The organism is Pseudomonas sp. R43(2017) (genome assembly GCF_002112345.1).
Taxonomy (GTDB): Bacteria; Pseudomonadota; Gammaproteobacteria; order Pseudomonadales; family Pseudomonadaceae; genus Aquipseudomonas; species Aquipseudomonas kribbensis.
In genome coordinates this window covers 90,052-109,881 of record NZ_NEHJ01000005.1, presented here as the reverse complement: position 1 = coordinate 109,881, position 19,830 = coordinate 90,052, and the positions used below count along the sequence as shown (strand labels likewise).

The 19,830-nt window shown below is 61.3% G+C and carries 19 protein-coding genes; 5 read left to right on the top strand and 14 right to left on the bottom strand.

Annotation, left to right across the window (positions count from 1 at the left end; translation table 11 throughout):
• On the top strand, nt 1-1,611 hold the full coding sequence (locus CAG02_RS15360; protein WP_085712661.1) for an arylsulfatase: 1,611 nt from the start codon (nt 1-3) through the stop codon (nt 1,609-1,611).
• Nucleotides 1,612-1,664: 53 nt separating this feature from the next.
• Here CAG02_RS15360 and CAG02_RS15355 read toward each other — a convergent pair whose 3' ends face one another.
• A complete protein-coding gene (locus CAG02_RS15355) occupies nt 1,665-2,738 on the bottom strand; it encodes a fatty acid desaturase (protein WP_085712660.1) in 1,074 nt (357 codons plus the stop codon).
• Between the two features lie 100 nt (nt 2,739-2,838).
• Between CAG02_RS15355 and CAG02_RS15350 the strand changes: the two genes are divergently transcribed.
• The gene (locus CAG02_RS15350; RefSeq protein WP_085712659.1) at nt 2,839-3,843 is read left to right on the top strand and encodes an AraC family transcriptional regulator; all 1,005 of its coding nucleotides are present in this window, start codon (nt 2,839-2,841) and stop codon (nt 3,841-3,843) included.
• A 3-nt stretch (nt 3,844-3,846) separates the two neighbouring features.
• Here CAG02_RS15350 and CAG02_RS15345 read toward each other — a convergent pair whose 3' ends face one another.
• Complete coding sequence (locus tag CAG02_RS15345) at nt 3,847-4,530, bottom strand: Crp/Fnr family transcriptional regulator (protein WP_085712658.1); 684 nt, start codon at nt 4,528-4,530, stop codon at nt 3,847-3,849.
• Between the two features lie 85 nt (nt 4,531-4,615).
• Here CAG02_RS15345 and CAG02_RS15340 point away from each other — a divergent pair, with 85 nt between their 5' ends.
• Nucleotides 4,616-5,140 (top strand): DUF962 domain-containing protein, encoded by a 525-nt coding sequence (locus tag CAG02_RS15340; RefSeq protein ID WP_085712657.1) that lies wholly within the window; start codon nt 4,616-4,618, stop codon nt 5,138-5,140.
• Between the two features lie 95 nt (nt 5,141-5,235).
• Here the strand turns inward: CAG02_RS15340 and CAG02_RS15335 are convergent, their stop codons facing one another.
• The 6 genes from CAG02_RS15335 to dibA form a co-directional block, all read right to left on the bottom strand.
• Nucleotides 5,236-6,225 carry a sulfate/molybdate ABC transporter ATP-binding protein gene (locus CAG02_RS15335; protein ID WP_085712656.1) on the bottom strand — a complete coding sequence of 330 codons (990 nt, stop codon included), beginning with the start codon at nt 6,223-6,225 and terminating at the stop codon, nt 5,236-5,238.
• A 3-nt stretch (nt 6,226-6,228) separates the two neighbouring features.
• The gene (cysW, locus tag CAG02_RS15330; protein WP_003220512.1) at nt 6,229-7,101 is read right to left on the bottom strand and encodes a sulfate ABC transporter permease subunit CysW; all 873 of its coding nucleotides are present in this window, start codon (nt 7,099-7,101) and stop codon (nt 6,229-6,231) included.
• 13 nt (nt 7,102-7,114) lie between these two features.
• A complete protein-coding gene (gene cysT / locus CAG02_RS15325) occupies nt 7,115-7,933 on the bottom strand; it encodes a sulfate ABC transporter permease subunit CysT (RefSeq protein WP_085712655.1) in 819 nt (272 codons plus the stop codon).
• 71 nt (nt 7,934-8,004) lie between these two features.
• Nucleotides 8,005-9,018 carry a sulfate ABC transporter substrate-binding protein gene (locus tag CAG02_RS15320; RefSeq protein ID WP_065257482.1) on the bottom strand — a complete coding sequence of 338 codons (1,014 nt, stop codon included), beginning with the start codon at nt 9,016-9,018 and terminating at the stop codon, nt 8,005-8,007.
• Between the two features lie 132 nt (nt 9,019-9,150).
• The gene (gene oscA, locus CAG02_RS15315; RefSeq protein ID WP_085712654.1) at nt 9,151-9,333 is read right to left on the bottom strand and encodes a sulfur starvation response protein OscA; all 183 of its coding nucleotides are present in this window, start codon (nt 9,331-9,333) and stop codon (nt 9,151-9,153) included.
• A 190-nt stretch (nt 9,334-9,523) separates the two neighbouring features.
• Nucleotides 9,524-11,443, bottom strand: coding sequence for a phosphodiesterase DibA (gene dibA, locus CAG02_RS15310; RefSeq protein ID WP_085712653.1), 1,920 nt, complete (start codon nt 11,441-11,443; stop codon nt 9,524-9,526).
• Nucleotides 11,444-11,589: 146 nt separating this feature from the next.
• Here dibA and desA point away from each other — a divergent pair, with 146 nt between their 5' ends.
• Both desA and CAG02_RS15300 read left to right on the top strand, forming a co-directional pair.
• The gene (gene desA, locus CAG02_RS15305; RefSeq protein WP_085712652.1) at nt 11,590-12,774 is read left to right on the top strand and encodes a delta-9 fatty acid desaturase DesA; all 1,185 of its coding nucleotides are present in this window, start codon (nt 11,590-11,592) and stop codon (nt 12,772-12,774) included.
• 144 nt (nt 12,775-12,918) lie between these two features.
• Nucleotides 12,919-13,908, top strand: a complete 990-nt coding sequence (locus CAG02_RS15300; protein WP_085712651.1) for a sensor domain-containing diguanylate cyclase — start codon at nt 12,919-12,921, stop codon at nt 13,906-13,908.
• A 25-nt stretch (nt 13,909-13,933) separates the two neighbouring features.
• On the opposite strand, the gene CAG02_RS15295 is transcribed toward CAG02_RS15300, so the two are convergent.
• The 6 genes from CAG02_RS15295 to CAG02_RS15270 all read right to left on the bottom strand — a co-directional run bounded on the left by CAG02_RS15295 (nt 13,934) and on the right by CAG02_RS15270 (nt 19,640).
• Entirely contained in the window at nt 13,934-15,145 is a 1,212-nt protein-coding gene (locus tag CAG02_RS15295) for a response regulator (RefSeq protein ID WP_085712650.1), read from the bottom strand.
• Between the two features lie 141 nt (nt 15,146-15,286).
• A complete protein-coding gene (gabT, locus tag CAG02_RS15290) occupies nt 15,287-16,564 on the bottom strand; it encodes a 4-aminobutyrate--2-oxoglutarate transaminase (protein WP_085684283.1) in 1,278 nt (425 codons plus the stop codon).
• Nucleotides 16,565-16,750: 186 nt separating this feature from the next.
• The gene (gene gabD, locus CAG02_RS15285; RefSeq protein WP_085712649.1) at nt 16,751-18,193 is read right to left on the bottom strand and encodes an NADP-dependent succinate-semialdehyde dehydrogenase; all 1,443 of its coding nucleotides are present in this window, start codon (nt 18,191-18,193) and stop codon (nt 16,751-16,753) included.
• Nucleotides 18,194-18,512: 319 nt separating this feature from the next.
• On the bottom strand, nt 18,513-18,830 hold the full coding sequence (locus CAG02_RS15280) for a RebB family R body protein (RefSeq protein ID WP_085712648.1): 318 nt from the start codon (nt 18,828-18,830) through the stop codon (nt 18,513-18,515).
• Nucleotides 18,831-18,873: 43 nt separating this feature from the next.
• Nucleotides 18,874-19,413, bottom strand: coding sequence for a hypothetical protein (locus CAG02_RS15275; protein ID WP_085712647.1), 540 nt, complete (start codon nt 19,411-19,413; stop codon nt 18,874-18,876).
• Nucleotides 19,413-19,640, bottom strand: a complete 228-nt coding sequence (locus tag CAG02_RS15270) for a RebB family R body protein (RefSeq protein ID WP_085712646.1) — start codon at nt 19,638-19,640, stop codon at nt 19,413-19,415. Before CAG02_RS15270 ends, CAG02_RS15275 begins: the two co-directional genes overlap by 1 nt.
• Nucleotides 19,641-19,830 lie beyond the last annotated feature (190 nt).

Sequence of the window (19,830 nt, the reverse complement as noted above, 5' to 3'; positions counted from 1 at the left end):
ATGCCGCAACGTCCCAATTTTCTGGTGATTCTGGCCGATGACCTCGGCTTCTCCGACATCGGTGCCTTCGGTGGCGAAATCGCCACGCCAAACCTCGATGCCCTGGCCAACAACGGTCTGCGACTGACCGACTTTCACACCGCACCGACCTGCTCGCCGACCCGCTCGATGCTGCTCACCGGCACCGATCACCACATCGCCGGCATCGGCACCATGGCCGAAACCCTGACTCCCGATCTGATCGGCAAACCGGGTTACGAGGGTTACCTCAACGACCGTGTCGTCGCATTGCCGGAGCTGCTGCGCGAGGCCGGTTACCAGACCTTGATGAGCGGCAAATGGCACCTGGGCCTGACCGCCGAACTGGCGCCCCACGCCCGTGGCTTCGAGCGTTCGTTCTCGCTGCTGCCCGGCGCGGCGAACCACTACGGATTCGAACCGACCTACGATGAACACACGCCCGGCCTGCTGAAATCCACCCCGGCGCTGTACATCGAGGACGACACTTTCATCGACGAACTGCCGAAGGATTTCTATTCCTCCGACGCGTTCGGCGACAAGCTGTTGCAGTACCTCAAGGAGCGCGACCAGAGCCGGCCGTTCTTCGCCTACCTGCCGTTTTCCGCACCGCACTGGCCTTTGCAGGCGCCAGCCGACATCGTCGAAAAATACCGCGGCCGCTACGACGCGGGGCCGGAAGTGCTGCGCCTTGAGCGTCTGGAAAAACTCAAGGAATTGGGCCTGATCGAGCCGGATGTCGAGCCGCATCCATTGATCCAGCTGACCGCACAATGGGACGCGCTAAGCGATGAGCAGAAAAAGATTTCCGCACGGGCGATGGAGGTCTACGCCGCGATGGTCGAGCGCATGGACTGGAACATCGGCCGCGTCGTCGACTATCTGCGCCAGCAGGGCCAGCTCGACAACACCTTCATCCTGTTCATGTCCGACAACGGTGCCGAAGGCGCGCTGCTGGAAGCGTTCCCGAAATTCGGCCCGGAGCTGGTGACCTACCTGAGCCAGCATTACGACAACAGCCTCGACAACATCGGCCGCGCCAATTCCTACGTCTGGTACGGGCCGAACTGGGCGCAGGTGGCGACCGCACCGTCACGCCTGTTCAAGGCCTTCACCACCGAGGGCGGGATTCGCGTTCCGGCGCTGCTGCACTATCCGCAACTGCCGCTGAAGGGGCAGATCAGCCATGGTTTCGGTACGGTGATGGACATCACGCCGACCATCCTCGATCTGGCCGGCGTGCGCCATCCCGGCAAGCAGTGGCACGGCAAACCAGTGGCGCCGTTGCGCGGTAAATCGTGGCTGGGTTTCTTGTCCGGCGAGACGGCGCAGGTGCATGACGAACACACCGTCACCGGTTGGGAATTGTTCGGACGCCGGGCGATTCGGCAGGGTCAGTGGAAGGCGGTGTGGATCCCCGGGCCGGTGGGGCCGGCGACCTGGCAGCTTTATGATCTGGGGAGTGATCCGGGGGAGATTCATGACCTGGCGTCGAGTCAGCCGCAGAAGCTTGAAGCGCTGATCGGGCATTGGCAGCGGTATGTGGAGGAGACTGGCGTGATTTTGAGTGAGTCGCCGTTTCAGCCGGATTGAGGATGGCTGATGCAGGGCTATCGCCGGTTAGCCGGCGATAGCTTCGGATACCTTCAAGCCTGAGCCGTCTGCACTTCTTTCTGCAGAACTTCTTCCTTGCGAACAAACCTGTTCGCCCGCCCAAACGTCCCAAAATCGTTAAACCGAACCCCCATCTCCCGCATCACTTTGTGCGCCACCGGCACCGTCAGCTGGCGAATGTAAAACGGCTCCTTCACCACAAAATGATGAATCCCGTGGCTACTGCCAAAGTTGAAGCAGAACGCCTGCAACGGCCACAGCCACCACGGATTCAGCACCTGACACTGCTGCAACACATTACCCAGCTCCACATCGCCGTAGTAATGCATGTTCGAACTGATGAAATGCAGGCAGAAGGTGCGCAACACGTTCGGCCCGATGATGACCACAGCGGCGATGTCGATCACTTGCATCACCGACAATGTGGTCGCCGACCATTCAATCGGCGACCCCATCAAGTAAGCGATGCCATTGGCCGCATGGAAGCCGAGAAACACGTACCACGCGCCCCAATGCACCAGCGCCAGCGGCGCGTAGACCTTCAGCGAACGCTTGATGATGCTGAATTTGTGCGCCCAGGTCTTGGCCCGCAGCATGCGGATGAATGCCGACATCACGTTGTCGCCGACCATCAGCAACCGCGCAAAACCCCAGGGTTCGCCGTTGGTGATCGCCCGTTCTTCCATGTCGGTTTCGGTGCCGGACACCTTGTGGTGGTTAAGGTGCAGATGCCGGCGGATCCACGGGTTGATCGTGCTCGGCCGTGCCAGCCACACCAGCCCCATCATCAGGTTGTGCGGCACACGCTGCTTGCGGAAATACATACTGTGAATCAGGTCGTGCTCCAGCTCATGGGTCAGCGAGGCAAAAAACGCGTTCAGCAACAGGCACGCCCACCACGCCATGTGCCCGGTGATGTAGAGCGCCGCCGAACCGATCATCCCGGCCAGGGCAAACGCCAGAATCCCCGCACCGAGGGCGTCCTGATGCTTGAGAATCGGGTAGCGCTCGCGCAGCTCGACGCCTTTGGCCAGCACCACTTCGCGAATATGCGCTGATCGCTGGGCAGCATTGTGTCGCTGGGGACTTGCAGAAGTACGGTCCATGCTTCCATCCTCTGGTTATTGATGTTCGCATCCTGCCCCGCGCAGGGTCCGGACGCGGTAGCCGAGAACGCCAACCTGTTGACCGGAAGCGCCAATCAGCATGAAGGAACCGACTTCTCTCGCCAGCTGGACCCGTGCCCTGCGCAAGCAACTCGACGCGCTGGGGCTGGACAGCACTGCCCTGTGCCAGCAGGCCGGGCTCGATCCGCAACTGATGGACGACCCGAATGCACGCTATCCGTTGTCCGCCACCACGCGCCTGTGGGAAATCGCGGTGCAGGTCAGCGGTGATCCGGCGATCGGTTTGCGCGTGTCGCGGTTCGTCAGCCCCACGACGTTTCACGCATTGGGCTATGCGTTGGTGGCCAGTGGCAGTCTGAGGGAAGTGTTCGAGCGGATCGTGCGTTATCACCAGGTGGTCAGCGACGCGCTGGAGCTGGAGCTGACCCGCAGCGAAGATCGTTACCGGTTTCGCCTGAAAATCCCGGCCGACAACCCGGCCCCGGCCTTCGAAGCCATCGACGCCTTCGCCGCGATCTACGTGCGCACCTGCCGCAATCGCCTGGGCCGTGACTACGCGCCGCTGGCGGTGTACCTGCGCCGCCCGGAACCGGCCGATGCGCATCAATGGCACAAGGTGTTCCGCTCGCCGGTGCATTTTTCAGCCGAAGAAGACCGCATCGAATTCGCCCTCAACGACTTCGACAGCCACCTCGACGACGCAAACCCCGAACTGGCCGAGCACAACGAAGCCGTGCTCAAACGCACCCTCGCCCAGCTCAAGCCGCTGACCTGGGAGCGCAAGGTGCGCGACGCCATCGAAGAACAACTGCCCGAAGGCGAACCCAGCGCCGAACGCATCGCCCAGGCCCTGCACCTTAGCCTGCGCAGCCTGCAACGGCATTTGGCGGACGAGGGTTGTCGTTTCGATACGCTATTGAATGAAAGCCGCGAGAACCTCGCGTTGCTGCACCTGCGTGATCCGCAATGCTCGTTGAGCGAAGTCAGTTATCTGCTGGGATTTGCCGATACGAGCAGCTTCAGTCGAGCGTTCAAGCGCTGGACCGGGATGACGCCGGGGCAGTTTCGGGATCAGTTGCGTTGAGTTTCAAACTGCAGCCATAGCCCGCAATCGGACGGCATCAAGGATCTCGATCTCCCCGTAAGCCAACCCGATAATCCCCTGCCCCTGCAACTCCTTGAGGATCTGGTTGGTGGTCTGCCGCGACAGCGAAAGCATCGAAGCCAATTGTTCCTGAGGCAGTTGCAGCACCCGGCGTGGCGGATCAAGTTCGCCGTAGCCTTCGGCGATCATCAGCAAGCGATGAGCCAGACGGGCCGGGGCCGGCAGCAGGCTCAGCTGTTCCAGATTGATGAAGGTCAGGCGCAGTTTATGGCTCATCAGCAGGGCCAGATGTCGCCAGTAGACGGGATGTTCGTCTAGCAGTTTCAGCAGCGTGGCCTGGGGAATGTTCAGCAAGGTGCAAGGCCCGACCGCGTAGGCATCGTGGGTGCGAGGCTGGCCGTCGAACAGGCAGATTTCGCCGAACCAGTGCGGCGCCTCCACCAGGCTCAGCAACGCCTCCTTGCCCTGCTCGCTGACCGCACCGATGCGCACTGCGCCGTCGAGCACCGCGTACAGCCCGCACGGCGCATCGCCGCGCTGGAACAAGCGCTGCCCCGCCGCCAGCCGCCGCTCCTTTGCCGCCGCCAGCAGACTATCCTGAAAGGACAAAGGCAGATGACTGAACCATTGCCCGGTCAGCAGGCGCTCGCGCCAGACCTTTTCCATGCGTTCTCCTAAAGATTGTCGCCTGCCTGACAGAGCGAGCCGTGAACCCGGGGCATGATTCGATCACCCTACAGGAGGAACAACAATGAAAAGCCTCGTCGATCATTTGAGTCAATACGCCGCTTACCACCGTGACCCGCGCAACATCGCCAGCCACTTTATCGGGATTCCGCTGATTGTGGTGGCGGTGGCCGTACTGTTGTCGCGGCCGGAATGGTCGGTGGGTGGATTGTGGATTTCCCCGGCGGTGATTGCCGCCCTTGCGTCGGCATGGTTTTACCTGCGACTGGAACTGAAGCTCGGGGTTTTGATGACCGTGTTGATGGGGCTGTCGGTCTGGACCGGGCATGCCTTGGCACAGCAGAGCACCCTGGTCTGGCTGAGTGCAGGCCTGGCGATGTTTGTGATCGGCTGGGCGATCCAGTTTGTCGGGCACCACTACGAGGGGCGCAAACCGGCGTTTGTGGATGACTTGAGCGGGCTGATTGTCGGGCCGCTGTTTGTGGTGGCCGAACTGGCGTTCATGCTCGGGATGCGGCATGAGCTGAAAGAGCAGATCGAGGCGCGGGCGGGTGTGGTGCGGGCCAATCCGAACAGGGCCGCTGTGTAGGCCGCTTTCGCGAGCAAGCTCGCTCCCACATTTGGAATGCATTCCATTGTGGGAGCGGGCTTGCTCCGGGCGGCGATCCGACGAACCTTTTGATTTTAAAGGTTGGCGACTTTCTGCCAGACCTTCGGCTTGAAGAACAACGTCTCACCCTTGGCCAACCCGGTCAGGCTGTCGTGATCTTTCACCACTTCCGCCTCGATCAGGTCAGTCTGGCCTTCAACCTTCAACGTCACCCGCGTGGTCGCGCCCAGCGGCCGGATATCGCGGACTTCAGCGGCATGGTGATCCTCCAGCTCATGCCGCGACAGCGACACTTCGTGCGGGCGGAACAGCACGTGGTTGTCATCCCCCAGATGCAGACGGTTCGAGTCGCCGAGGAAGTGATAGACGAAATCGCTGGCCGGGTTTTCGTAGACATCGCCCGGTGAGCCGATCTGCTCGATCACACCCTTGTTCATCACCACGATGCGGTCGGCCACTTCCATCGCCTCTTCCTGGTCGTGGGTCACGAACACCGAGGTCAGGTTGATGTCTTCGTGCAGGCGCGCCAGCCAGCGGCGCAGCTCTTTACGCACCTTGGCGTCGAGGGCGCCGAACGGTTCGTCGAGCAGCAGCACTTTCGGCTCCACCGCCAGCGCTCGGGCCAAAGCGATACGCTGACGCTGGCCGCCGGACAGTTGCTCCGGGTAACGATCCGACAGCCAGTCCAGTTGCACCATGTTCAGCAGCTCGTGAACCTTGGTCGCGATCTGGCTTTCGCTCGGGCGCTGGTTTTTCGGTTTCATGCGCAGGCCGAACGCGACGTTGTCGAACACCGTCATGTGGCGGAACAGGGCGTAGTGCTGGAACACGAAACCGACGTTGCGATCGCGCACGTCGTGGCCGGACACGTCTTCGCCGTGGAACACGATGTTGCCGTTATCCGGGGTTTCCAGACCGGCAATAATGCGCAGCAAAGTGGTCTTGCCGCAGCCGGACGGGCCGAGCAGCGCCACCAGCTCACCGCTGTGGATGTCCAGGCTGATGTTGTCCAGCGCCTTGAACGCATTGAAATTCTTGCTGACGTTACGCACTTCGATCGACATGAATTATTCCTCCGCGGCGCTGGCGCGCAGGCGGTTGATACGGTTTTCGCTCCACTGCTTGAGCAGCAGGATGAAGAGCGCCAGGATCAGCAACAGGCTCGCCACGGCGAACGCGGCCACGTGGTTGTATTCGTTGTAGAGGATCTCGACGTGCAGCGGCAAGGTGTTGGTCACCCCGCGAATGTGCCCGGAAACCACCGACACCGCACCGAACTCACCCATGGCCCGCGCGGTGCACAGCACCACGCCATAGATCAGGCCCCATTTGATGTTGGGGACGGTCACGTGCCAGAACATCTGCCAGCCATTGGCACCAAGCAGCCGCGCAGCTTCCTCTTCCTGAGTGCCTTGTTCCTGCATCAGCGGGATCAGCTCACGGGCCACGAACGGCACGGTGACGAAGATCGTCGCCAGCACGATGCCTGGCAGGGCGAAGACGATCTGGATGTCGTGATCCTGCAGCCACGGCCCGAACAGGCCCTGGGCGCCGAACATCAACACGTAGACCAGACCTGCGATCACCGGCGAGACCGAGAACGGCAGGTCGATCAGCGTTACCAGCATGCTCTTGCCACGGAACGAGTACTTGCTCACGCACCACGCGGCGCTGACACCGAACACCAGGTTCAGCGGCACCGAAATCAGCACCGCAATCACCGTGAGCTTCAGCGCCGACAAGGCATCCGGTTCGAAGATCGCGGTGAAGAATGCACCGAGGCCGTTCTTCAACCCCTGCGACACCACGATAAACAGCGGCAGCACCAGAAACAGGAAGAAAATCAGCCAGCCGAGACCGATCAGGACTCTGCGCGAAGTGGCGCTGCCACGGCGGGCGGCGTTGGCCGAGGAAGCGGCCGCAATAGACGATTGGGACATGGTTCGCGCCTCCTTATGGGGTTTCGATGCGCCGCTGCAACAAGTTGATCAGCAGCAACAGGACGAAGGAAACCACCAGCATCAACACGCCGATGGAGGTAGCGCCGGTGTAATCGTACTGGTCGAGCTTGACCATGATCAGCAGCGGCAGGATTTCGGTTTTCATCGGCATGTTGCCGGCGATGAAAATCACCGAACCGTACTCGCCGACGCCCCGGGCAAACGCCAGGGCAAAACCGGTGAGCCAAGCTGGCAACAGCGCCGGCAGCAGGATGTGGCGGAACACCTGCAACGGCTTGGCACCGAGGCACGCGGCGGCTTCTTCGACTTCACGGGGAATGTCGGCCAGCACCGGCTGCACCGTGCGCACCACGAACGGCAGGGTCACGAAGGTCAGCGCCAGAGTGATCCCGAGCGGGGTGTAGGCAATCTTGAAACCGAGGTCGGCGGCGAATTGCCCGACCAGCCCGGTCGGCGTGTACAGCGCCGTCAGCGCAATACCGGCCACCGCGGTCGGCAGGGCGAACGGCAGATCGATCATCGCATCGATCACCTTGCGCCCCGGGAACGTGTAGCGCACCAGCACCCAGGCCAGCAACGTGCCAATGATGCCGTTGATGATCGCGGCGCACAGCGCGGTGCCAAAGCTCAGCTTCAGTGCGGCGAGAACGCGGGGCGCGGAGATGATCGTCCAGAACTGATCCCAGGTGAGCTGTGAGGCGTGGATGAACATCGCCGCCAGCGGGATTAGCACAATCAGGCTGAGGTACACCAAGGTGTAGCCCAGCGTCAGCCCGAAGCCGGGTATGACGGGGGAGATACGACGCGACATAAAAGTCCTTGGTTTGAGAACGCACAAAGCCCCGACGGTTAAATCGGGGCTCGTTTATGACCTATTTCAGATTACTGCGCCTGATAGATCTGGTCGAACACGCCACCGTCGTTGAAGAATTTCGGCTGTGCGGTTTTCCAGCCGCCGAAGTCCTTGTCGATGGTCACCAGTTCCAGTTTCGGGAACTGCTGGGCGTACTTGGCCGCCACGTCCTTGTCACGCGGGCGGTAGAAGTTCTTCGCCGCGATTTCCTGGCCGGCCGGGCTGTACAGGTGCTTGAGGTAGGCTTCGGCGATCTGCTCGTTGCCCTTCTTCTCGGCGTTCTTGTCGACCACGGCCACCGGAGGTTCGGCGAGGATCGACAACGAAGGCACGACGATGTCGAACTTGTCCTTGCCGCCGTCTTCTTTCAGCGCCAGGAAGGCTTCGTTTTCCCAGGCCAGCAACACATCACCCTGACCGTTGTTGACGAAGGTGATGGTCGAGCCACGGGCGCCGGTGTCCAGGACCGGAACGTGCTTGAACAGGGTTTGCACGTATTCTTTGGCTTTCGCCTCGTTGCCGCCGTTGGCTTTCAGGCCGTAGGCCCACGCCGCGAGGAAGTTCCAGCGTGCACCGCCGGAGGTTTTCGGGTTCGGCGTGATCACCGATACATCGTTCTTGATCAGGTCGCCCCAGTCCTTGATGCCTTTCGGGTTGCCCTTGCGCACCAGGAACACGATCGTCGAGGTGTACGGAGTGCTGGCGTCCGGCAGACGCTTCTGCCAGTCGGCCGGCAGGGTCTTGCCGAGCTTGGCGATTTCGTCGATATCGCCGGCCAGGGCCAGGGTCACGACGTCAGCGCGCAGACCGTCGATCACCGCACGGCCCTGCTTGCCAGAACCGCCGTGGGATTGCTGGATTTTCACGGTGTCGCCGGCATGCTCTGCCTGCCAGTACTTCACGAATTCGGCGTTGTAATCCTGATACAGCTCGCGGGTCGGGTCATACGAAACGTTGAGCAGTTCGTAATCCTTGGCAACCGCGGAACCGGCAAACACAGCGCTGGCCAGGGCGGCCAGAGCGTAACGGCGAATCGACGACATGGTGAAAGCTCCTGGAATTCTTGGTGGTGGCTTTTTCTTATGTATTGCTGGAATCGGATTGCTCATTCAGTGATCGCGCCTGCGGCAACTCCTGCGCATGGCCCCCTGCAGGAGCTGTCGCAGATGCGATCTTCAGGCCTGCTTGTTGCCCGGTTGCTGCAGACGGAATTTCTCTTTGCGTTCGATCTGGACGACTTGGGCGTTGTGCACAGTGATTTCCACCGCGCCGAAACGCAGGTCGCGCAAGGCGCTCTGGATTTCACGCAAGATGGTGGTTTCGTCCTGACCGTCAACGCTACGCAGGGATGCGCTCATGGTGCTGCTCCTTTGTATGGGATATGCCTGGCAGTGGGCGGCACTGCGTTCGGCGTGGGAGCAATATAAGAGAGGCGCAGATATTCTTAAAAAGACTATTTAAGAATGTTTATATAACTGGAAAACATTATGTGATGCAGCAAGGGTTTGCGGCGGATTTGCCCGTTCGCAAACCCGCTGCACAGGACTGTCAGCCGATTGCCGGCGCTCTGGACCAGTCGATCTGCGCTTCAGGCACCGGCCGCCCGAACCAGTAGCCCTGTCCCAGATCGCACGCCTGTTCGAGCAGAAACGCAGCCTGCTCGGCCTGCTCGATACCTTCGGCGTGCACCTGCATGCCCATGCTGCGAGCCAGGGCGATGATCACCCGGACAATGGCGGCATCGTCCTCGTCCCACGGCAGGCCGGCGACAAAACCCTGATCGATTTTGAGCTTCTGCACCGGCAGGCGCTTGAGCCGCAGCAGCGACGAATAACCGGTGCCAAAGTCATCGATGGCCAGACGAATCCCCAGCTCGCGCAGACGATGCATCTGCTCCAGCGCCACTTCCGGATCGTCCATCACCGCGCTTTCGGTAACTTCCAGCTCCAGATACGCCGGATCGAGGCCGGTGTCGTGCAGCACCTGCGCCACCTGTTGATACAACTCGCGGCGGGCAAACAGTCGCGACGAAACGTTCACCGCGACAAACGACAGCACCACCCCGGCCTGCTGCCATTGGCACATCTGGCGGCAGGCCTGCTGCATCACCCAGGCGTCGATTTCCGAGATCATCCCGGTGCGCTCGGCAATCGGGATGAACTCCGCAGGTGACACTAGCCCCCGCTGCGGATGCTCCCAACGCACCAGCGCCTCGACGCCGATCAGGCGGCTGGTCTGCAAGTCGTGGACGGGCTGGTAGTAAACCCGCAGCTCTTGTTGCTCCAGTGCGCGACGCAGTTCGAAGGCGATCTCGACCCGTTGCTGGGCGTGCGCCGTGAGTTCTTCGGTGTACAGCGCGTAGCCGTTGCGGCCGCTGCTCTTGGCCTTGAACAATGCCGCATCGGCGTTGCGCAGCAGTTGTTCGGCGCTCAGGGCATCGCTGGGAAACAGGCTGATGCCGAGGCTGGCGTTGATGAAGAGTTCATGGCCGTCGAGGCAGAACGGTTCCTTGAGCGCATCGAGAATGCGCTGGGCCAGGGCTGCGGCCTGCGCCGGTTGTGGACAACTTTCCATCAGTACCGCGAATTCATCGCCCCCCAGCCGCGCCAGAGTGATGCCCGATCCGAACAGCGCCTGCAAACGCACGGCGACCGACTTGAGCAAACGGTCTCCGATGTTGTGGCCGAGGCTGTCGTTGATCAGTTTGAAGTGATCGAGGTCGATCATCAGCAGCGCGCAACCGCGCTTGTGGCTCTGTGCCGAAGCCAGCGCCTGTTCGGCGCGGTCGCTGAACAGCAGGCGGTTGGGCAGGTCGGTCAGCGGGTCGTGGTGGGCCAGGTGCTTGAGCTCGTGCTCGGAATCCTTGATCGCGCTGATGTCGGAAAACACCGCAACGTAATGACTGAGCCGACCGTCCTCATCGCGAATCACCCGGATGGTTTGCCACTGTGGATAAATTTCACCGCTCTTGCGCCGGTTCCAGATTTCGCCGCTCCATTCATCCTTCGCCTGCAGCGTGGCGAACATCGCCTGATAGAAGCCTGGTGGATGGTGGCCGGACTTGAACAGGCTGGGCTGCTGACCAATGACTTCCTCACGCTGGTAGCCGGTGATTTCCATGAACGCGCGATTGACGTGCACGATCAGCCCTTGGCGGTCCGTGACCAGCACGCCTTCGCGGGTGCAATCGAACACCGCTGCAGCCTGGCGCAGGCGTTCGCGATCGGCCTGGCGCTCACGCAACCGGGCACCGATGCCCAGGCATTCGAACAGGCGGGCCCGGGCGAGAAAGATCAAACCGGCGCTGAACACCACAAAGGCATAGCCGTTGATCAGTTGCCAACGCAGCAACTGATCAGAGCTATCGAAGAAACTGTTCAATAAATAGCCAATGCCTTGCAGCCAGACAACGGCAAGAACCAGGTAAAGCAGCGCTGCACGCAAGGCATCGCGGTATGTGGCAGACATTCGGCCGTCCATGTCCCTACAAAAATGTCGGGATTATAGGTCAAGAAACATCCAGCCATCTCTTATCTGAAAGGGCGACTGGTTTTATCTGTGTGCTTGGTGATAATGCAACGGCTGTTTTTTCTCTATCGAGGGCCCTATAGCCTATGTGGTACGAAGGTTTTCTTGGCTTGTCGGCCTGGTCACTGGTCGCCGTGACCCTGCTGATGACCCATGTGACGATTGTTGCCGTCACGGTCTACTTGCACCGCTACTCGGCCCATCGCTCCCTGGAGCTGAATGCCGGGCTTAAGCATTTCTTCCGTTTCTGGCTGTGGCTGACCACGGCGCAGAACACCCGCGAGTGGACCGCTATCCACCGCAAGCACCACGCCAAATGCGAAACCGAGGATGACCCGCACAGCCCGGTCGTCAAAGGCCTGTCCACGGTCCTGCGCAAAGGTGCCGAGCTGTACCGCGAAGAAGCGCAGAACCCCGAGACCCTGCGCATCTATGGCAAGAACTGCCCGGAAGACTGGATCGAGCGCAACCTCTACAGCCGCTATCGCCTGCTGGGCATCGCGATCATGGCGGTCATCGATTTGATGCTGTTCGGCACCATCGGCATCACCATCTGGGCGATCCAGATGATGTGGATCCCGGTCTGGGCGGCCGGCGTGGTCAACGGTCTCGGCCATGCCATTGGCTACCGCAACTTCGAATGCCGCGATGCCGCGACCAATCTGGTGCCATGGGGCATCCTGATCGGCGGCGAAGAGCTGCACAACAACCATCACACCTATCCCAATTCGGCCAAGCTGTCGGTCAAGAAGTGGGAGTTCGACCTCGGCTGGGCCTGGATCCAGGTCTTCAGCTTCCTGCGCCTGGCCAAGGTGCAGCGCGTTGCGCCGATCGCCCACCGCGTCGAAGGCAAGGGCAGCCTGGACATGGACACCGCCATGGCGATTCTCAACAACCGCTTCCAGATCATGGCCCAGTACCGCAAGCTGGTGATCGGGCCGCTGGTGAAGCAGGAGCTGGCCAAGGTCGATCATTCGGTGCGCCATCAGTTCCACCGCGCCAAGCGTCTGCTTTCCCGTGAAACCAGCCTGTTGGAAGATCGCCATCACGCGCGCATCCAGAACATGCTCGAGCACAGCCAGGCGCTGAAGGTAATCTACGAGAAACGCCTGGCCCTGCAGCAGATCTGGGTCAAGACCAGCGCAAATGGCCACGACATGCTCGCCGCCATCAAGGAATGGGTCCACGAGGCCGAGGCCAGTGGCATCCAGTCCCTGCGCGAATTCGCCGACCAGTTGAAAACCTACTCGCTGCGCCCTGCCGCCGTCTGATGCCGTTGATCGGTGCGCCCGGCTCCCGGGCGCACCCTTCGGAACTTCACCCCCGATCCCCTATCTCAAAGACACTTCGCCACCCCGGCGGGCTATCCCGTGGCTGTTGTCGACTTCCCGGCACGCCCTTTGAGATCCGTGTCGATGGTCAACAACAATCAAAAAGACTCATCCCTTCCCCAGTGGCCCGAGGCCGCACAAACCCTGATGGCATTGATGCACGCCCAGGGCGAAGTCGCGCGCCTGAGCGAACGCGAACAGTTGTTCAGCTCGCTGCTGGTCAGCGTCAACGCCGTGCTTTGGGCCTTCAACTGGGAAACCCGTCAGGTGCTGTACGTCAGCCCCGCCTATGAACGGATTTTCGGCCGCTCGGCCGCCCTGCTGCTGGCCGACTACAACCAGTGGCGCGACAGCATCTACCCCGACGACCTCGAGTACGCCGAACGCAGCCTCGCCGAAGTGCTGCACAAGGGCGCCGTGGAAGACCGCGAATACCGGATCATCGACGCCGACGGCCAGGTGCGCTGGATCAGCGACAAGTGCTTCATCAACCGCCAGGAAGAACCGGGGCAACCGGTGATCATCGTCGGCATCGCCGAGGACATCACCGAAAAGAAACAGATGGAAACCGAGCTGCAACGCCTGGCCACCACCGATGTGCTGACCCAGAGCAGCAACCGTCGACACTTCTTCGAATGCGCCAACCGCGAGTTTGAAGAGGCCCGCCTGCAAGGGGCGCCACTGGCGTTTCTGCTGCTGGACATCGATGACTTCAAGGTGATCAACGACACCTACGGTCACCCGGAAGGCGACAACGTGCTGCAACGGATCGCCGAATGCGGGCGTGCCTCGCTACGCCGGGGAGACCTGTTCGGGCGGATTGGCGGTGAAGAGTTCGCTGCGGTATTTCCGGGCTGCGCGCCGGACATGGCGATGCAGGTGGCCGAGCGGCTGCAACAGGAAATCCAGCGATTGAGCTTCAGCCACGGCGAACAGACGTTCGGCATCACCGTCAGCCAGGGCCTGACCAGCCTCACCCCGGAAGACGAAAGCCTCGACGCCCTGTTCGCCCGGGCCGATACGGCGATGTACGAGGCCAAGCGTCAGGGCAAGAACCGGATCATCTCGGCCTGAACACCGCGCTGATGCAGGACAAGCGCTATTTGCGCATCCGCATCAGCTCCGGCAAGCCGATCTTGAGCAGGCGCGCCGTGCGGCTCTTCGCCAGTTCCTCGACGCCCTCGTGCTCGGTCAGCCGCGCCATCTGCGCCGCCATGTTCATCACCAGTGCCTCACGGGAATACACGCCGCCACCGAGCTGGTAGACCGAGGCAATCAGCTCGCGCAACTCCAGTGGCAGGCGCCAGCGGGTGCGTAATGCCGAACCGTACGCCGCACCGAATTCCGCCAGCGCATCGCCGACTTCTTCCAGTTCATCCAGCTCGCCGCCGGCCTGCTTCCACTCCTGCAAACAACGCAGCAGCGCCAGATCGCCGAGACGATGGAGCATTCCGGCGCAGTAACAGCGCTCCTGATCCAGATCAAGCAGACGCGCCAGGGTGCGCGCGTATTCGGCGGTGTGCAGCGACAGGCCCCAATAGCGCTCGGCATAGTCCGCCAGACACGGATCGCTGAGTCGTGCACTGCGCTTGAGCGCCAGGCCAAGAATCAGGTTCATGCTTTGCCCGGTGCCCAGGCGATGCAGCGCCTGGGCCAGGGTCTGCACCGCCGCGCCGTGGTGCTGAGCGGCGCTGTTGGCCGCTGCGATCAATACCGCAGTGATCTGCGGGTCGGTGCGGATTTCCTCTTCCAGCAGTTTCAAGTCCAGCCCGTTGGGGTGGAGGCTGCGTTTGACCGCCACTTGCACGTCGGTCATCAACGGCGCGCCGTCAGCCTGCTCGCGACAGCGCTCGAGGAACACCGACAGGGTCATGCCCGGCGCCAGTGCGGGCACTTCGCAGAATACTTCCTGACCGGCATTGAGCAGCAGCCCCTGCAAACGCTCGGTCAGGCTTTCCATGTTCAGAGGTTTGGCCAGATAGGCCGTGGGTGCCAGCGGCAAGGCTTCGCGCACGCTGGCGCTGTCGTTGCGGCTGCTCATCAGAATGAACGGCAGCGGCGGATTGCGTTTGCGCTGGCGCACACTGCGCAACACATTCAAACCGTCGACACCGGGCAGCTCCCAGTCGACGATGGCCAGGTCATAGGGGACTTCGCCGAGCAGAGACATCGCCTCCTGGCCATCGGCGCACAGATCCAGCCGCGCATCGCAGCGCACGTTGAGCAAAACCTGTTTGAGCAGGTCACGAGACCAGGGGTCGGCCTCGGCAATCAGGACTCGGGGTACAGCGGGTAATTCGACGGCAGTCATGCTCGCCCTCCCTAGCAATGCTTGAACCTTAGCCAATGCTGGCGCTTCGATACAGCTCGAATGCGGGGTATGTGTTTCAGCAAGCGTAAAAAAACCCGCCGAAGCGGGTTTTTTGTCGATCCGATCACACAGTGCCCGGCATTACAGCTCCGAGAAGCACTCTTCGATGATCGCCAGACCTTTGTCCAGTTGCTCGTCCGGCGAGGTCAGCGGAACCAGTACGCGCAGAACGTTGCCGTAGGTGCCGCAAGACAGCAGGATCAGGCCCTTGTCGCGTGCCTTGGCCACCACTGCTGCTACGGCAGTCGGGTTTGGCTTGTGGCTGTCGCCGTTTTCGAACAGCTCGACCGCGATCATCGCGCCCAGGGCACGGACTTCGCCGATCACCGGGTACTTGGCCTGGATGGCCTTCAGGCCGGTGACCAGACGCTCGCCGACAGCCTTGCAGCGGTCCAGCAGTTTTTCTTCTTCGAACACTTCCATCACGGCCAGGGCCGCAGCGCAAGCGATCGGGCTACCGGCGTAGGTGCCGCCCAGGCCGCCTGGAGCGATGGCGTCCATGTACTCGGCCTTGCCGCAGACACCGGCCAACGGGAAGCCGCCAGCGATGGATTTGGCGAAGGTGGTCAGGTCGGCGGCAACGCCCATCTGTTCCATGGCGAAGAAGGTGCCGGTACGGCCAGCGCCGGTCTGCACTTCGTCAGCGATCAGCAGGATGCCGTGCTGGTCGCACAGGGCACGCAGACGCTTCATGAACTCTTTCGGCGCGACGTAGAAACCACCTTCACCCTGCACAGGCTCGATGATGATCGCGGCGATGTCTTTCGGCTCGGCGTCGTTCTTGAAGATGCGCTCGATGGAAGCGATCGAGTCGTCGATGCTCACGCCGTGCAGTTCGTTCGGGTACAGCGCGCGGAAGATGCCGCCTGGCATCAGGCCCATGCCGGCCGAGTAAGGCACGACTTTACCGGTCAGGCCCAGGGTCATCATGGTACGGCCGTGGTAAGCGCCGGTGAAAGCGATCACGCCGGCACGGCCAGTGGCAGCACGGGCGATCTTCACGGCGTTTTCAACGGCTTCGGAACCGGTGGTCACCAGCAGGGTTTTCTTGGCGAAGTCGCCCGGTACGCGAGCGTTGATTTTTTCGCACAGCTCAACGTACGGCTCGTAGGCCAGAACCTGGAAGCAGGTGTGAGTCAGCTTGTTCAGCTGTTCGGTCACGGCGGCGATGATTTTCGGGTGCACGTGGCCGGTGTTCAGTACGGCGATACCGCCGGCGAAGTCGATGAACTCGCGACCTTCAACGTCGGTCACGGTCGCGTTCTTCGCGGACTCGGCGAAGATCGGGTGAATCTGGCCAACACCACGTGGAACAGCAGCGGTACGGCGGGCCATCAAGTCAGCGTTAGTCTTGCTCATTACAGTCCTCATTCACCGCTCATCGGGCGGCGTGGTTCAAGGATTAAGCGGGAGGAATCGGCGGTGGCAGCATGCGATGATCGACTGCCACGGCGTTCCCGGCCGCAGAGAAAATTCCGGTTTGAAACGACGCAAAGGGACAGCGCTCTCGTGCCCTTTGCGTTTACAGCGATCTTCTACCGAGGCTTAGATGCCCAGGCAGAGGTATTTGATTTCCAGGTAATCTTCGATGCCGTACTTGGAGCCTTCACGGCCCAGGCCCGAGGCCTTGATGCCGCCGAACGGCGCGACTTCGTTGGAGATCAGCCCGGTGTTGACGCCGACCATGCCGTATTCCAGGGCTTCAGCCACACGGAACACACGGCCCAGGTCACGAGCGTAGAAGTACGAAGCCAGACCGAACTCGGTGTCGTTCGACATCGCGATCACTTCGGCTTCGTCTTTGAAGCGGAACAGCGGCGCCAGCGGACCGAAGGTTTCTTCCTTGGCCACTGCAGCATTTTTCGGCACGTTGGTCAGGATGGTCGGCTCGAAGAAGTTGCCTTCCATCTGCTTGCCGCCGGCCAGCACGGTGGCGCCTTTGGCAACGGCGTCGGCGATGTGCTCTTGCACCTTGGCTACAGCTTTCTCGTCGATCAGCGGGCCAGTGGTGGTGCCGTCTTCCAGACCGTTGCCGATCTTCAGCTTGGCGACAGCCGCTTTCAGCTTCTCGGCGAAGGCGTCGTAGACCGAATCCTGAATGTACAGACGGTTGGCGCAGACGCAGGTCTGGCCGTTATTGCGGTACTTGGAAATGATCGCGCCTTCGACGGCCTTATCCAGGTCTGCGTCGTCGAACACGATGAACGGCGCGTTGCCGCCCAGTTCCAGGGAAACTTTCTTGATGTCCTTGGCGCATTCCGACATCAGCTGACGACCGATTTCGGTCGAGCCGGTGAAGGACAGCTTGCGCACGATCGGGTTGCTGGTCAGCTCGCTGCCGATGTCGCCGGCGCTGCCGGACACCACGCTGAACACACCTTTAGGGATGCCGGCGCGCTGGGCCAGTTCGGCCAGGGCGAAAGCGGAGAACGGGGTTTGCGAGGCAGGCTTGAGCACCATGGTGCAACCGGCGGCCAGGGCCGGGCCTGCTTTACGGGTGATCATCGCCGCCGGGAAGTTCCACGGGGTGATAGCGGCGGTCACGCCGATCGGCTGCTTGATCACGATCAGGCGCTTGTCAGGCTGGTGGCCCGGAATCACGTCACCGTAGATACGCTTGGCTTCTTCGGCGAACCACTCGATGAACGAAGCGGCGTAAACGATTTCGCCCTTGGCTTCGGCCAGTGGCTTGCCCTGCTCCAGGGTCATCAGACGAGCCAGGTCTTCCTGGTTTTCGATGATCAGCTCGAACCAGCGACGCAGCTTGCCTGCACGCTCCTTGGCGGTCAGTGCACGCCAGGCCGGCAGCGCTTTGTCAGCGGCTTCAATCGCGCGGCGGGTTTCGGCAGCGCCCATCTTCGGCACGGTGCCGAGGATTTCGCCGGTGGCCGGGTTGTTGACCTTGATCGTCTGACCGTTGTCCGCGTCGACCCAAGCGCCATCGATGAAGGCTTGCTGGCGGAACAACTGGGTGTCTTTAAGCTGCATGTCGGCTTTCCTTAACAGCACCGCGGCCAGCGCGGAGCAAAATTATGATTGTAGAAAGGCGCCTCGCAAGGCTGCCGTCAGGGAAATCATTTACCGGGCTCAAGCACCTGAATAGTGCACGGTTGCAAACACGTGCGGCTCGGCACCCGATCAAAGAGCGTTTGAAATCTCAAACGGATCCTAGGATCAAAGGGGGTAAAGGACAATAGGTCGTTCGAAAAAAAGAACAAAAACGCCGCAATTGCTGAACATTTCGGATCAACGTACAGACGCCCCCGTTCCCTGCCGCCGCCGAACGGCAGGGAATAGAGGGGCGTGACTACTTGTTCTGAAACGATTTGAGCACCGTCAACAGACTCGTCAGGTTGTCAGCGACACCCGCCTGCCCCAGCTTTTCCGTAGCAGCGGCGCCAGCCGTGGTATCGACGCTGTAAATCTGCATCACCCCCTGGTTGGTTGCCGCCTGAGCCAGCGTGTTCTGTTGCTGCTGGGCGCTGACGGCGTTCTCGAACAGGATGCCGGTCGAGTGCGCCATGCTTTGATAAATGCTGCCCATCGCCATGGCCGGTGCCTCGGCCACCACCTTGACGCTGGTCTGGGTGACCGCATCGGTGATCTGATCATTCACGGTTGCCATGTTCGGACTCCTTTCAAGGGACAGTGGGTGTTGCAAATATTGCTCAGGCGCCCGCGGACCGCTCGGGATGGCTGGCGCTGAACTGGGCAATGCTCTGGTTGATTCGCTCGAGTGCCTGATTCACCCCGTCGGCGTCCAGCACTCCGCTCGCCGCGGCCACCGCTGCAGCGCCGCCTACCAGCAGATGGGTATTCAAGGCGCCGAGCGCACTTTCGGTAGCCGCGTCGAGGTCATCCTTGATGATGCTCTCGGTCATCTGGCGCAGCAGTACACCTTGAGAGGCCAGAGCGAGCTTGGTGACACCATCGAAGTAGCTCGCCGCCGACTGCGCCACCAGCCCGCTGGCCTGACGAACCAGCAGTTCAGAACCCAGCTGCGCCAGAGCAGGCGCGTGAGCAGCAAGCTGTGTGTTGAGCAGGTTCACCGCATCGACAATCTGCCGGTTCAGGGCTTCGGCACCCACACCCTCTGCCGATTGCTTGAGCAAATGTTCATTGAGCGATTCGAGCAACGCTGCGGCGGCAGCAGCCGGATCGACGGTCGGTTGCTCCACGTTATCGCTCTGCGCCTTTTCCCCGGCCATCAGGAGCGCCCTCCCACCGCCAGAATCTGCTGCACGGCCGCTGCCACCGTGGCATTGCCGATAATGTTCATCGCCTGCTGATGGCTGACTGCGTTCTGCAGCGCCAGACTGACCGCATGACTGGTGACCTGGGTCAGCGTGGCAATGGCCGTGGCCGGTGCCGAACCGACGACCTGCACATTCGACTGGGTGACGGAATCGGTGATTTGAGGATTGACGACGCTCATGCTTTTCTCCCTGAGTAAGGCGATCGAAGAACCCGCCGCAGGAAAACAATAGAACAGCTTCGCCAAACTGCCACGAGAGCGTTTTGCAGGACGTTACAGCCTTTTGGAATGCGCCCTCACCCGACACAAACACTGACAATGAGCCGGCAAAAACCGGCATGGACGCCCCGAGCCGACCTAGGTATGATGT